The following is a 13,555-nucleotide window of genomic DNA, read 5'->3' as shown; positions in this document are numbered from 1 at the left end:
GTAACCGGAGCTCTCACGGTGGGTGAAACCCCGCGCCGCGGCGGCGACCGCCCCACCAGCGGCCGGGCCGACGGTGCGCGCCCCGCTGCGGACAGCGAGCCCGGCGCCTGGTGCGGTGCCGGTGCCGACACCGCGCCGGCGGTGGTGGACGTCCACCGGCTGACGAAGCGGTACGGGCGAGTGGAAGCACTGCGTGATGTCTCGTTCACCGTGCCCGCCGGGACGGTGACCGGGTTCCTCGGCGCCAACGGGTCGGGCAAGACGACAACGCTGCGAATTCTGCTGGGCATGGTGGCCGCCACCGACGGGCACGCCCTGATCAACGGCCGGCCGTACCGCGAGCTGCCCGCCCCGGCCCGCACGGTCGGTGCCGTGCTCGAGCCGGCGGCGCACCCGGCCCGCACCGGGCGCAACCACCTTCGCTGCCTGGCGCTGCCGCTCGGCCTGCCCCGGCGGCGGCGCGGCCCGGCCGTGGACGCGGCGCTGGCCGCCGTCGACCTCACCGCCGCCGCCGACCGCCCGGTCGGCACCTACTCGCTGGGGATGCGCGGGCGGCTCGCCATCGCCGGCGCCCTGCTCGGGGATCCCGAGCTGCTCGTCCTGGACGAACCGGCGAACGGGCTGGACCCGGACGGCATCCGCTGGCTGCGCCGGTTCCTGCGCTCGTGGGCGGCGAGCGGCCGCAGCGCGCTGCTGTCCAGCCACGTGCTCGCCGAGGTCACCCAGACGGTCGACCACGTCGTCATCGTCGACCGCGGCCAGGTGGTCCTGGCCGCACCCGCCACCGAGGTGGGCCGCGGGCACGTCGAGGTCCGCACCCCGGAGGCGGACCGGCTCGCCGAGCTGCTCGTCCGGGAGCCCGGTGTGGACGTCGTCCGGACCGGTCCCGACGGCCTGCGCCTGCCACACGGCCTCGCCGAGCAGGTCGGACGGCTCTGCGCGGCCCACGGGATCCCGCTCGTCGAGCTGCACACGACCGGCCCCGACCTGGAGCGGACGTTCTTCGACCTGACCAGCCGGGCCGACGACGAGACACACGGCGGGGCCGGCGGCGAGGCGCGCGAGCGGGCCGGAGGCGGGTGGCGGTGACCGAGGCCCGCCCGACCGTCGAGGTCGTCCGCCGTTCCGGCCGCTCCCGCGGGCACCGGGGCACGGGGCCGGGCACGGGCCGGCTGGTCGCCACCGAGCTACTCAAGATCACAACGGGGCGGTGGCAGCTCGTCGGTCTCTGCGTCGCGCTGGCGATCCACGTCCCACTGCTGCTGCTGTGGGGTGCCCAGGCCGAACCGCTTGTCGCCTGGAACAGCCTGCGCTCGCGCTCGGGGTTCCTGCTCGCCTACGCGATGATGTTCTTCGGGGTGATCCTGGTGACCGGTGAGTACCGGTACCGCACGGTCACCCACACCTGGCTGCTCACCCCGCGGCGGTCCCGGGTGCTGGGCGCCCAGGTGCTCACCGTGCTCGCCATCGGCGCCGCGCTGAGCACGGCGACGTTCGCCGCCTGGTGGGCACGCGGGGCGGCCCGGCACGGCGCGGCGGCGATGCGCGCGGACCGGCCGGCGGAGTTGCTGTCGGCCTATGTGATCGTGGTCGTCATGGTGTGCGCGGCCGGGGTGGCCGGAGTGGGGGTGGGGACGCTGACCCGCGGCTCGCCCGCGGCCGCCGGCGCCATCGCCCTGTCCGGGCTGGCCGAGGCCGTGCTCGACGGGGCGCGCTTCCACGGCCCGGCGACCGCACCGTTGGGCGTCCTGCTCTGGCCCACCAGCGAGACTCATGTCTCGTCCCTGCTCGCCGCGATCTCGTGGGCGGTGGTTCTCACCGCCGCCGCGAGCGCCTCACTGCACCGGGACCTGCCATCCTGAACAAGGGACCAACCGAATCCGTGATGTGGCATAGGTCACTGCCGGCGCGGCGCGTGTCCCCATCCCCTGCCGCGCCGCACCGCGATCGGCCTACGATCCCGCACATGGTGCCGTGCCCGACATGCGCGGAGGAGAACCCGAAGCGAGCGCGCTTCTGCTCCGAGTGCGGGAACCCGCTGCCCGTCGCAGGCAACGGGTCGCGCAAGACAGTGACCATCATGTTCGTCGACATAACCGGTTCGACGGACATCGGCGAGAAGATCGACTCCGAGCCGCTGCAGCAGGTCATGTGGCGGTTCTTCACGACCGTGCGTGAGGTCATCCACGCCCATGGCGGCACGGTCGAGAAGTTCATCGGGGACGCGGTGTTCGCCGTGTTCGGTATCCCGGTGCTGCACGAGGACGACGCGCTGCGCGCCGTGCGGGCCAGCCTGGACATCCGCGCGGCGATGGAGGAGCTCAACGCCGACCTCCAGCGCGAGTGGGGCCTGCGGCTGCGGGTGCGCATCGGCATCAACACCGGCGAGGTGACCGTCGCCGGCGGCGGCGCGACCGGCGACCCGGTGAACGTCGCCTCCCGGCTGGAGGAGGCGGCGCCACCCGACGAGATCCTCATCGGGGACAGCACCTACAAGTTCATCCGGCACAGCGTCACCGTCAGCTCGGTGGGCCCGCTGGTCGTGCAGGGCAAGCGGGAGCCGGTGCGGGCGCACCGCCTGATCGGGCTGGTTGACCCGACCGCGGGCCCGGGCAGCCGGGCCCCCACCCAGGGCTTCGCGGCGCCGGTGATCGGCCGAAACCGGGAGCGCCGCCGCATCCAGGACGCCTTCGAGGCCGTCGTCGAGGAGCGGACCTGCCACCTGTTCACCGTGCTCGGCCCGGCCGGCATCGGGAAGTCTCGGATGGTCGGCGAGTTCTGCCAGGCCACCGCGTCGCGCGCCACCGTGCTCACCGGCCGCTGCCTGTCCTACGGCGAGGGCATCGCCTACTGGCCGCTGATGGAGATGGTCCGCCAGGCCACCGGCATGTCCGCCGACGAGAGCGCGCCGGACGGACGGCTCCGCCTCAAGGAACTGCTGGCGGACGTCCCGCAGGCCGCCGAGGTGGTCGACGCGCTCGCCCCGCTGGTCGGGCTCGGCGGCGCGGAGCTGGGCACCCAGGAGAGCTTCTGGGCGGTCCGCACCTTCTTCCAGGCCCTGGCCGAGAAGCGCCCGCTGGTGCTGTGGTTCGACGACGTCCACTGGGCCGAGCCGACCCTGCTGGACCTGATCGAGCACGTCGCCGACTGGTCGCGCGACGCGCCGATCCTGCTGCTGTGCCTGTCCCGCCCGGAGCTGCTGGAGGACCGGCGCGAGTGGGGCGGCGGCAAGCTGAACGCCACGTCGATGCTGCTGGCGCCGCTCACCGAGGCACGCTGCCACCGGCTGATCCGCACCCTGATGGGCTCGGACGACCTCGACCCCGCGCTCGTCTCGCGGATCACCACCTCGGCGGCGGGCAACCCGCTGTTCGTCGAGCAGATGGTCGCCGCGCTGGTCGACGACGGCCTGCTGCGCCGGGAGGGCTCCCGCTGGATCGCCACGGGGAACCTGCGCGGGGTCACGGTGCCGCCGACGATCTCCGCGCTGCTGGCCGCCCGACTCGACCGCCTCGAGCCCCCGGAGCGCCGGGTACTCGAGCGCGCCGCCGTGGTCGGCGAGCGGTTCTACCTGGACGCCGTCGCCGAGCTCTCCGACCCGGCCGAGCGCCCGTACGTCACCGAGCACTGCCTGTCGCTGGTCCGCAAGGAGCTCGTCCACCCGGACCGCTCGGACCTGCCCGGCGTCGACGCCTACCGGTTCCTGCACGTCCTGCTGCGCGACTGCGCGTACCAGGCGACGTCCAAGCGCCAGCGCGCCGACCTGCACCAGCGGTTCGCCGGCTGGTTGCAGGCGCGGATGGTCGGCGGGCCGGGCGAGCACGACGAACTGGTGGGCTACCACCTCGAGCAGGCCTACCGTTACCGGGTCGAGCTCGGGCAGCGCGACAACGAGATGATCGAACTCGGCCGGGCGGCGGCCACCTGCCTGATCGAGGCGGCCGACCGCGTCCGCCAGGGTGACGAGACCGGCGCCGCCCAGCTCCTCAAACGCGCGATCACGCTGCTGCCGGAGACCGACCCGCTGCGGCTGCGGGCCGAGATCGACCTCGGTTGGGCGCTGTACTCCTTCGGCCGCCTCTCCGACGCCGAGCGCATCCTGCGGCAGGTCACCGAGCGGGCGCGGCGCGCCGGCGAGGACGGCCTGCGGGCGCACGCCAGGCTCGCCCAGCTGCGGGTGCTGTTCGCGACCGACCCCGAGGGCCTGGTCGCCAGCACGCTCACCGAGGCCACGGCGGCGCTGACCGCGTTCGTCCGGGACGGTGACGACGTCGGCGCGGCGCTGGCCTGCCGCAGCCAGTCGGCGGCGTACGGCGCGGCCGGCCAGTTCGCGGCCGCGGAGAAGGCCATGGAGACCGCGGTGCGCCACGCCGAGGAGTCCGGGGTACCCAGGGCCGCGCACTCGCTGCGGCGCGAGCAGGTCCTGCTGCTGAGCCTCGTGCCGCGCCCGGTGCCCTACGCGATCGCGAAGGCGGCCAGGGCGCTGGAGGCGGCCGGCGACGACCGGGGCCTGCGTCGGGCGGTGCTCGCGCAGCTCGCGCTGCTCAACGCCATGTCCGGTGACCTGGAGGCGGCGCGCACCCACCTCAAGGACGCCGAGGAGATCGTCGGGGACATCCGCGGCGCCCGCACGGACCCGTTCCACAGCGGCTTCGTGGTGGCCCGGGTCGCCCTGCTGGCCGACGAGCCGGAGATCGCCGAGCGCGAGCTGCGCCGCAGCTGCCGCCAGCTGTCCCGGATGGGCGAGCGCGCGCACCTGGCGACCCGCGCCGCCCTGCTGGCCGACGTGCTGGTCCGGCGCGGCAAGCTGGAGGAGGCGCAGAAGTACGTCAACCGGTGCCGGGACGCCGCCGCCGGCGACCAGCTCCCCGCCCAGGCGGGCTGGTGCTCGGTGCATGCCAAGCTGCTGGCGATCTCCGGGCGGGACGCCGAGGCGCTGCGCTTCGCCGACACCGCGTGCGACCTGGCCGGCCGCACCGACGACATCGACGGGCAGGGCAACGCGCTGCTCGCCCGCGCCGAGGTGCTCTACCGGGCCGGGCGCAAGGACGACGCCGCCGAGAGCCTGGAGGCGGCCAGCGCCCGGTTCCTGCAGAAGGGGAACCGGGCGGCGGCGGCCACCAGCCGACGGCTGTTCGAGACCCTCGACGCCGAGCGCTTCGGCTGACCTGAGCCGGCACAGGTCCAGGGCCGGCTCAGATCCAGGACCGGCTCAGGTCGCCTCGGGTTTCGGGAGCGGGTTGAGCCGTGCGGTGCCGTAGGTGAACCCGGCCAGGTCGATGGTCTGCGGCGAGTTGGGGGCGAACGAGGTCCCGCCGTCACCGAAGGTCGCTGTGACGAGAATCCCACCGATCCGCAGGTCGTTGGAGATCCTCGGGTTGAAGCTCTGCTCCTTGTGGACGAGCTGGCCGTCCAGCCAGGCGAGCAGGACGCCGTCCGCGAAACCCTCGAAGTTGAGTTTGACGCCCTGCTCCACGCAGATCCAGCGGCCGGCCGGCCAGTGCCACGCGCCTTTGCCGATCACATTGATCGGGTGATCGGAGCGCGCGGTGTTCGCATAGACGATTCCTTCGTCACCGTCCCGCCACGCATAACGGGTGGCCAATCCGCTGCGCAACGTCTCCGTACGCTGACGGTTCTTGACGATGGTGCCGAAGAATCCCGGCAGGCGACCGCCCTTACCAAAGGCGAAACCCTCCGGGAACCGCAGGTAGTAACGCATGTACAGCTCGTAGGGTGATCTAAGGGTGTGATCGACGAAGACCTGCGTCCCGCCGTACGTGGGCCCGTCGCCGTAGATTCTGGCGTCCGCGGGGTTCATCGCGTCAACCGGAAGTGAGATTCGCAGGAATTTCGGGAAGCGCGGATCGTCCGATGCCATGACCTCCGCCCGGTCCAGCCCGAAGCTCGACCGGCTCCGGGCCACCAGGTCCTTGCCGAAGAACTCCTTCGCCGCGGCCGGGTCCGCGAGGGTGCGCCGCGCGGCGGCGGTGGTCGCGGGCGCGGCGACGGGCGCCGCCGTGTCCGGCGGCAGGATCTCACTGGCCGGGTCGAACGGCTGGTCGTCGGAGACCAGGCCGCAGCCGGTCCCCGCCAGCGCGAACGCGCCGAGGGACGAGGCGAGCAGGGCCCGCCTCGTCCAGCCGCGCCGGTCCGGACCGGCCTCCCCCGGCCTGCCCGGACCGCTCATACGTTGGGGCGGCCGAGCGCGTGGTAGATCCAGCCGGCGGCCCGCCACCGCTGCGGGTCGAGGGTGTTGCGGCCGTCGATGATGACCGGGCGGCGCACCAGCGACGTCAGCAGCGACGGCTCGATCTCGCGGAAGTCGGCCCACTCGGTGAGATGCAGCACGACGTCGGCGTCGGTGACCGCCTCGGAGACGCCCGAGGCGTAGCGCAGGTCGGGGAACTTGCGGGCGGCGTTCGCCATGGCCGCGGGGTCGTAGACCGTCACGCGGGCACCCGCCTTGCGCAGCGCGTCGGCGACGTCGAGCGCCGGTGAGTCGCGGATGTCGTCGCTGTTCGGCTTGAACGCGGCCCCGAGCACGGCGACCCGCCGCCCGGCCGCCCCGCCGCCGAGCAGGTGGATGGCCAGTTCGACCGTCCGGCTGCGGCGGCGCAGGTTGACGCGGTCGACCTCGCTCAGGAAGCCGAGCGCCGGGCCGGCGCCCATCTCCTCGGCGCGTGCCTGGAAGGCGCGGATGTCCTTGGGTAGGCAGCCACCGCCGAAGCCGAGCCCCGCGCCGAGGAACCGCCCGCCGATGCGGGTGTCGTAGGCGAGGGCCGAGGCCAGGGTCTTGACGTCGGCGCCCGCCACCTCGCAGACCTCGGACATCGCGTTGATGAAGGAGATCTTCGTGGCCAGGAACGCGTTCGCCGCCACCTTGACCAGCTCGGCGGTGGCGAAGTCGGCGACGACCGCCGGCGTGCCGGCGGCCAGCGCGGTCGCGTACACCTCCCGCAGCCTGGCCTCGACCCGGACCCGGCGACCGGTGTGGTTGCCCTGGTCGGTGCGGTCGGCCACGCCGTACCACTCGTCGTCGGCGGGCAGGCCGAAGACGAGCCGGTCCGGGCGCAGGGTGTCCTCGACCGCGAAGCCCTCCCGCAGGAACTCCGGGTTCCACGCGAGATCGACCTCGGGTGCCTCCCGGGCGAGCCAGTCGGCGAGGCGCACGGCCGTCCCGGCCGGGACGGTCGACTTGCCCACCAGCAGGGATCCGGCCTTCGGTTGGGCGGCGAGGAGCCGCTCGACGGCGCCGTCGACATAGCTCATGTCGGCCGCGCCCGAGTCCGCGCGCTGCGGGGTGCCCACGCACAGGAAATGCACGTCCGCGCTCGCCGCGTCGGCGAAGGAGGTCGTGAAGGCCAGCCGGCCGGTCTCGAGGTTCTTGCGCAGGAGCTCCTCGAGGCCCGGCTCGAAGAAGGGCACCTCGCCGTCGGCGAGCCGGCGCACCTTGTCCTGGTCGACGTCGACGCCGACAACATCGAAACCGAGCTCGCTCATGCAGATCGCGTGTGTGGCCCCGAGATATCCGGTGCCTATAACGCTGATCCGGAGCGGGCTCCCCGCTTCTGGTGTGCTCATTGTGTGTATCCCCCCACTCAACGTCGGGCTGCAAGGCCGCGGAGCGCATTGTGGACCGCTCGTGTTTCCGGGAGATGAGGCGGGGTGCCGGGGCGAGGCGGACGCCGCGACAGGTAGTCGGCTGGCTACCTAACGTTGATGGTTTGCCGTTGCCGGAGTCCGGGTACGGTGATCAGTTACGCCCTGTCCCGACCACTGCTAGTGTCTGTTTCGTCTATCAATGGATAGACATCAGCGACCACCGGCGGGGGTGCGGTGGGGACCTGAGCCATCCGGCTGGCGCGCCGGATGGTTCGTACACGTCCCAACACGCTTCCCCATGACCCTGGCGTTCTCGGTGGCCTGCAGCTGGGGGGCAACACACAAGATGGAGTGGTTCGGCGTCGCGTTCGATTTCGTTCGCGACCATCGTTCTCTGGTCCCGCTCGGGATCGCGGGCGTTGTCTCCTGGGTGGTGTGGCTCACTCGCCGCCTGCTCTCCACCCGGTACCGCCCCGTCCGGAACAACTTCCGAGCCAGCACCTCGGTGATCGTTCCATCGTTCCGGGAAGACCCCGACGTCCTCATCCGGTGCCTGGAGACCTGGCTCTCCCAGCAGCCGGACGAGATCATCATCATCCCGGACGTGGAGGACACCGAGCTCATCGCGAGGCTCGCCCAGCGCGCCGACCCGACGGTCCGCGTGATCCCGTTCGTCCACGAGGGCAAGCGCTCGGCGCTCGGGGTCGGACTGTCCGCGGCGACCAAGGACATCGTCGTGCTCTGCGACTCCGACACCGCGTGGGAGCCGGGGCTGCTCGCCGCGGTGCAGATGCCGTTCGTCGACCCGCAGGTCGGCGGAGTCGGAACCCGGCAGAACGTCTACGAGCCGCGCAGCAGCGTGTGGCGGCGGGTCGCGAACTGGCTCGTCGACATCCGCTACCTCGACTACGTGCCGGCGCAGGGCCGGGTCGGCGCCGTCGCCTGCCTGTCCGGGCGCACGGCGGCCTACCGGCGCTCGGCGATCCTGCCCGTGCTGCACAACCTGGAGCACGAGTTCTTCCTCGGCCGGCGGTGCATCGCCGGTGACGACGGCCGGCTGACCTGGCTGGTGCTCGCGTCCGGCTACAAGACCATGCACCAGCACACGGCGCACGCCATGTCGATGTTCCCCGACAACCTGAAGGCCTTCGTCAAGCAGCGGGTGCGCTGGAGCCGGAACTCCTACCGGACCTACCTGACAGCCATCTACAAGGGCTGGCTGTGGCGGCAGCCGCTGATCACCCAGGTCAGCGTGCTGCAGATCGTGCTCACGCCGGTGACCATGGGCGTCGCGATGACCTACTTCGTGCTGTGGATGTTCCGGCCGGAGGCGAACGCCCCGATCATCGCGATCGCCTGGCTGCTGCTCGGGCGGTTCATCCGCGGGCTCTCCCACCTCAAGGAGCACCCGCGGGACGTCTTCATCCTCCCGCTCACCGTGTTGATGATCATTGTCGTCGCGCTGCCCATCAAGGCCTGGGCGTTCGTGTCGATGAACAAGCAGGGCTGGCTGACCCGGCGCTCCGACATGATCGGCGGGGAGGGGCAGACCGACGCCTCGACCCGGACCGGCCCGGCCGCGGGCCCACGCCCGGCGACGGCGACGGCGACGGGCGGTGTCCGATGAGTGCCCCGCTCCCAACCTGGATACGGCGGGCGGGGCTGACCACCCTCGTCGTGGCCGCGATCGGAAGCGGTGGCCTGCTCACCGCCCTGCCCGCGCACGCCGAACCGGTGGCGCCGCTGCCCCCGGTCAGCTCGGCGGACGCGAAGAAGCAGTCGAACCTGGTCGACGCCGAGGACATCCGGCTGCGCTCGATGTTCGAACGTTTCGGGGTGCTGACCGCGCCGACGCTCGTCGAGGTCGCGGGCAGCCTGCCCACCCTGCTGCTGCCGGCGCGCCAGGCCCCCTACACCGCGGGGGACGTCGTCGCGGCCGGCGGCGGGCGCCGCGAGGTCGACGGCGCCGTGCTGTTCACCGCGAACGTGCTGGTCGGCCCGCAGGCCCGGCTCGTGATCGATCCCAGCATCAGCACGCTGCGGCTGGCCAGCGGCGCGTCCGGGTTCGCCTCCGTGGCCACCTGGCGCGGCGGGCTGGAGTTCGCCGGGCGGTCCCCGGAGCAGCCGCTGACCGTGGTCGGCTGGGACGTCCAGAACCTCGAACCGGACAAGCTCACCGTGGACGGCCGCGCCTACATCCGCACCATGGGCGGCGAGCTGATCATGCGCAACACCAGCGCCAACCACCTCGGCTTCTGGAACGGCCGGACCGGCGGCGTGGCCTGGACGGGAAGCAAGGGCGAGCCGAGCACGGGCGGCGCGGCGAACTCGACCCTGAGCGACAACATCTACGGCGCGTACGTCTCCGGCAGCGAGGGCATCCAGATGGTCGGTGTGCGCCTCACCGACAACGAGCGCTCCGGCCTGGCCGTGCACCGGGACGCCATCACCACGCTCGTGTCCGGGGTGACGGCGGCCCGCAACCACGGCGACGGCATGACCATCGACCGCGCCTCGGGCTCCCGGGTGATGCGCAGCACCGTGAGTGACAACAGCGGCGACGGCATCTCGCTGGACGGCCGTGGCCTCGGCGTGGTCGCTACTGCGACCGGAGTCCAGGTCAACCAGATCAAGGACACCCTGATCGAGGAGAACACCGTCTCCGGCAACGGCCGGTACGGCATCCGGGTCGTCGGCGGCGAGAACACCGTCGTCCGCACGAACACGATCAGTGGCGGCCAGCTCGGCATCGTCGTCAAGAGCGGTGCCAACGGCACCCAGATCACAGGGAACAAGGTGACGGGGGCGGAGGAGGCCGGCATCCAGATCGGCCCGGACGCCCGCCGCACCGCCATCATCGACAACAAGCTCGCCGACGGCCGCCTCGGCGTGCTCACCCAGGACGCCCTCACCACCATCATCAGCCGCAACCAGGTGAGCGGCGCCACCGACTTCGCCATCACGCTGCGTGGCGTGTCGGACGGCAGCACGATCCAGCACAACACCCTCGCCGGCGAGGGCTGGCGTGCGGTCGACACCCGCAAGGCGCTGGGGATCCGCTCACGCGACGTGCACAGCAACAACTCCGACGCCTGGGTGTCCCGCACGAAGACGCACTGGTACACGCTGCTGCGCCGCCATCCCGCCCTGATCGTGTGGGGCCTGGTGGCGCTGTTCCCGCTCGTTGGCTGGTGGGCGCGGCGGCGGGCCCGGCGCCGTCCGCCGCAGCACCCCTACCCCGAGTCCGAGCTGCTGGTCCGCCGCCTGACCGGGGGCACGATGCGCCCCGATCCCGCCTTCTCCGGCATCCCCGACCAGCGGACGGAGTCCCCGGCGGCCCGTTCGCCCGCGGGCACCGCACTTCCCCGGGTGCCCGCGGAGCGCTACCCCACGCCGGGCCGAGTGCGGCCGACCCCGGCCAGGGCTGACGCGGGCGTCCTGGCCCCCGCGGCACCCGGGCTCACCGCGGCGAGCCCGGCGGGGGGTGCGCTGGACGTCCAGCCAGCCCCCGGCGCTCGGGCCAGGTCCGGCTCCCGCCGCCGCGCCGGCGCGGCGGAGCCGGGTCGATCCCCGGCGAAGCGGTCACGGTCCGCGACGGCCGGCTCCGACGACACGGCCGCGCTCCGTACGGATGGCTCCGGTACCGGTCGCTCCGGTACCGGCGACCTCGACGGCGACCGCAGTGGCACCGACGACGTCGGCACCGCTCTGTCGCCGGCCGCGACACTGACTCCGGCCGCCGCGCCGATCAGCGAGGACGCCCACCCGACCCTGCGCGGCCTGCGTTTCTACCGCACCCCCCGGGACCTGTCGGTCGGACCGGACATGTCGGCGGGAGAGGTCACGACCGAGATCACGACACGGCCGTTCGACGGCGCCGACCACCCCGCCGGTCCCGCCCAGTGGCCGCGCGCCGAATGGGAGCAGGCGCCGGAGCCGGACCCCTACTGGTCCGGCGACCAGGGCCCGGACGGCCAGTGGTCGGACGGGCGGATCACCAGTGCCCCGATCCCGGACACCCGCCAGCCGATGGCGGATCACGGCGCTCCGCCGGCGATGTCCGGGCCCGGTCCGGACGGCGACGGGAACCTCGAGATCACCGATCCGGTGGGCGCGGCGCCAGGTCGCCGCCGCCGTTCCAAAGGGGGAAACAACAGGTGAGGACCATCTCGCCGGGACGATCCCGGCGACGAGCCGCGGTGCTGCTGACGGCCGGCACGCTCGCGGCGGCGTCGGTCGCCCTGACCGCCTGCGGCTCCGGCGGCGGCGGTGCAGGCCCGCAGCCCAGCGCCACGCCGTCCGCCGGCACCGGGACGGCCGCCCCGTCCAGCGCCCCGGCGACCGCGGCCGCCGACCCGTTCGCGACGGCGGCGCCCGTCGCCGCGCAGCGGCCGGTCGAGTGCCCCGCCGGCGGGACCACCGTCAACAACGGCGGTGACCTGCGCAGCGCCCTGTCCGCGGCGAAGCCGGGCGCGATCATCCGGATGACCGACGGCGTCTACACCGGGGGCTACAAGCTGGCCGCCTCGGGCACCGAGGCCGCGCCGATCTGGCTGTGCGGCTCGCCCAAGGCCGTCCTCGACGGCGAGGACGACACGGACTACGTGCTGCACCTGGACGGCGCGTCCTGGGTACGGCTGGTCGGCTTCACCGTGCGCAACGGCCAGAAGGGCGTGATGGCGGACCGCGTCCAGCACTCGATCATCGCCCAGCTGCAGGTGAACACGATCGGCGACGAGGCGATCCACCTGCGCACGGCGAGCTCGGACAACCTGGTCGTCGGCAACGTCATCCGCGACACCGGAAACCGGCGGGAGAAGTTCGGCGAGGGTGTCTACGTCGGGAGCGCGCACAGCAACTGGTGCAAGTACACCGACTGCGGGCCCGACCGCAGCGACCGCAACTCGGTCATCGGCAACGACATCGCCGGCACGACCTCGGAGAACATCGACATCAAGGAGGGCACGAGCGGCGGGGTGATTCGGGGGAACACCCTGTCGTCGGACTCCCTCGTCGAGGCCGACTCGTGGATTGACATCAAGGGCAACGGCTGGCTGATCGAGGACAACACCGGCATCGGCGGCGGCACTCTGGAGGACGGTTTCCAGACCCACGTCGAGCAGGAGAACTGGGGCCGGCAGAACACCTTCCGCCGCAACCGGCTCCCGGTGAACGCCAAGGGTTACGGCATCTACATCCACGAGGGTGCCGACACCCAGAACATCGTCAGCTGCGACAACCAGGTCAGCGGGGCGTCGTCGGGGCCGTCCAACATCGACTGCTCGTCCGCCTGACGCGGGGCGCGCGCCAGATCCAGCAGGTCCGGCTCAGGGCACCATTGCCCTGAGCCGGACCTGTTCCTGCAGCCAGTAGAGCTCCTGCGCCCACAGGCGGAGGCGGGCGACCGCCGTGAGCTGCGCCAACAGCGCCCGGGCGACGACCGGCCTGGCCAGATTCTGCGGCGACTCCGGCGGCCACTGCCAGTCGGCGGCGTCCTGGGCCGCGCGCCGGTAGGCCGCTCCGCGCAACGCGACCTCCGCCAGGGCGAAATCCACCTGCTCGGTGACCATCGCGAGGCGGGCGCGCATGTCCTCGGTACTGACGGTCGGACCTCCCCCGCCGGCGGAGAGATCGGCGCGTCGCACAGACATGGTGAAGGAAGGGTACGAGGAGTTGGGCTGGGAGCACAGCACCGGATAGCCCACACTCTGGCGACCTGACGCACCGGGTGGGTGATTACCCGGCTCGGGTGAGTCCGGATCCGCACCGCCCCCCGCACGTGAGGCGACCACTGGTTCGGGTAGGCGGACCTGCGGGGACACCGATCCGGATCCCCGACGGCCCGACCACTGGGGGCACTGGTGGACCTGACATCACCCGCGATTCTGATCATGCTCGGCTTCCCGCTTCTCGCGATGGCCGGGATGTTGATGATGAGCCGGGTCGAACG

Annotated in this window: 9 protein-coding genes; 6 read left to right on the top strand and 3 right to left on the bottom strand. The window is 72.6% G+C overall.

Translation table 11 applies throughout. The annotated features are described in order from the left end of the window. Positions 1-18: 18 nt before the first annotated feature. The 3 genes from MXD62_RS11870 (at position 19) to MXD62_RS11860 (ending at position 5,167) form a co-directional block, all read left to right on the top strand. Positions 19-1,089 carry an ATP-binding cassette domain-containing protein gene (locus MXD62_RS11870; RefSeq protein ID WP_248829334.1) on the top strand — a complete coding sequence of 357 codons (1,071 nt, stop codon included), beginning with the start codon at positions 19-21 and terminating at the stop codon, positions 1,087-1,089. Next, positions 1,086-1,862 carry an ABC transporter permease gene (locus MXD62_RS11865; RefSeq protein WP_248829333.1) on the top strand — a complete coding sequence of 259 codons (777 nt, stop codon included), beginning with the start codon at positions 1,086-1,088 and terminating at the stop codon, positions 1,860-1,862. Before MXD62_RS11870 ends, MXD62_RS11865 begins: the two co-directional genes overlap by 4 nt. 104 nt (positions 1,863-1,966) lie before the next feature. Then, complete coding sequence (locus MXD62_RS11860; RefSeq protein ID WP_248829332.1) at positions 1,967-5,167, top strand: adenylate/guanylate cyclase domain-containing protein; 3,201 nt, start codon at positions 1,967-1,969, stop codon at positions 5,165-5,167. 45 nt (positions 5,168-5,212) lie between these two features. On the opposite strand, the gene MXD62_RS11855 is transcribed toward MXD62_RS11860, so the two are convergent. Both MXD62_RS11855 and MXD62_RS11850 read right to left on the bottom strand, forming a co-directional pair. Continuing rightward, positions 5,213-6,190: a polysaccharide lyase gene (locus MXD62_RS11855; RefSeq protein ID WP_248829331.1), complete on the bottom strand. Its 978-nt coding sequence runs from the start codon at positions 6,188-6,190 to the stop codon at positions 5,213-5,215. After that, complete coding sequence (locus MXD62_RS11850; RefSeq protein WP_285224045.1) at positions 6,187-7,584, bottom strand: UDP-glucose/GDP-mannose dehydrogenase family protein; 1,398 nt, start codon at positions 7,582-7,584, stop codon at positions 6,187-6,189. The genes MXD62_RS11855 and MXD62_RS11850 overlap by 4 nt, the downstream gene beginning before the upstream one ends. Before the next feature lie 367 nt (positions 7,585-7,951). Here MXD62_RS11850 and MXD62_RS11845 point away from each other — a divergent pair, with 367 nt between their 5' ends. Genes MXD62_RS11845 through MXD62_RS11835 form a run of 3 tightly spaced genes read left to right on the top strand, consistent with a single transcriptional unit; the run spans position 7,952 to position 12,899 of the window. Continuing rightward, positions 7,952-9,232 carry a glycosyltransferase family 2 protein gene (locus tag MXD62_RS11845; RefSeq protein WP_248829369.1) on the top strand — a complete coding sequence of 427 codons (1,281 nt, stop codon included), beginning with the start codon at positions 7,952-7,954 and terminating at the stop codon, positions 9,230-9,232. Next, positions 9,229-11,766: a right-handed parallel beta-helix repeat-containing protein gene (locus MXD62_RS11840; protein ID WP_248829329.1), complete on the top strand. Its 2,538-nt coding sequence runs from the start codon at positions 9,229-9,231 to the stop codon at positions 11,764-11,766. Before MXD62_RS11845 ends, MXD62_RS11840 begins: the two co-directional genes overlap by 4 nt. Further along, positions 11,763-12,899, top strand: a complete 1,137-nt coding sequence (locus tag MXD62_RS11835; protein ID WP_248829328.1) for a hypothetical protein — start codon at positions 11,763-11,765, stop codon at positions 12,897-12,899. The genes MXD62_RS11840 and MXD62_RS11835 overlap by 4 nt, the downstream gene beginning before the upstream one ends. Positions 12,900-12,932: 33 nt before the next feature. Here the strand turns inward: MXD62_RS11835 and MXD62_RS11830 are convergent, their stop codons facing one another. Beyond that, entirely contained in the window at positions 12,933-13,256 is a 324-nt protein-coding gene (locus MXD62_RS11830; protein ID WP_241831719.1) for a hypothetical protein, read from the bottom strand. Positions 13,257-13,555 lie beyond the last annotated feature (299 nt).

Source organism: Frankia sp. Mgl5, from assembly GCF_023242985.1.
Taxonomy (GTDB): Bacteria; Actinomycetota; Actinomycetes; order Frankiales; family Frankiaceae; genus Parafrankia; species Parafrankia soli.
This window is presented reverse-complemented; position numbering and strand designations above follow the sequence as displayed.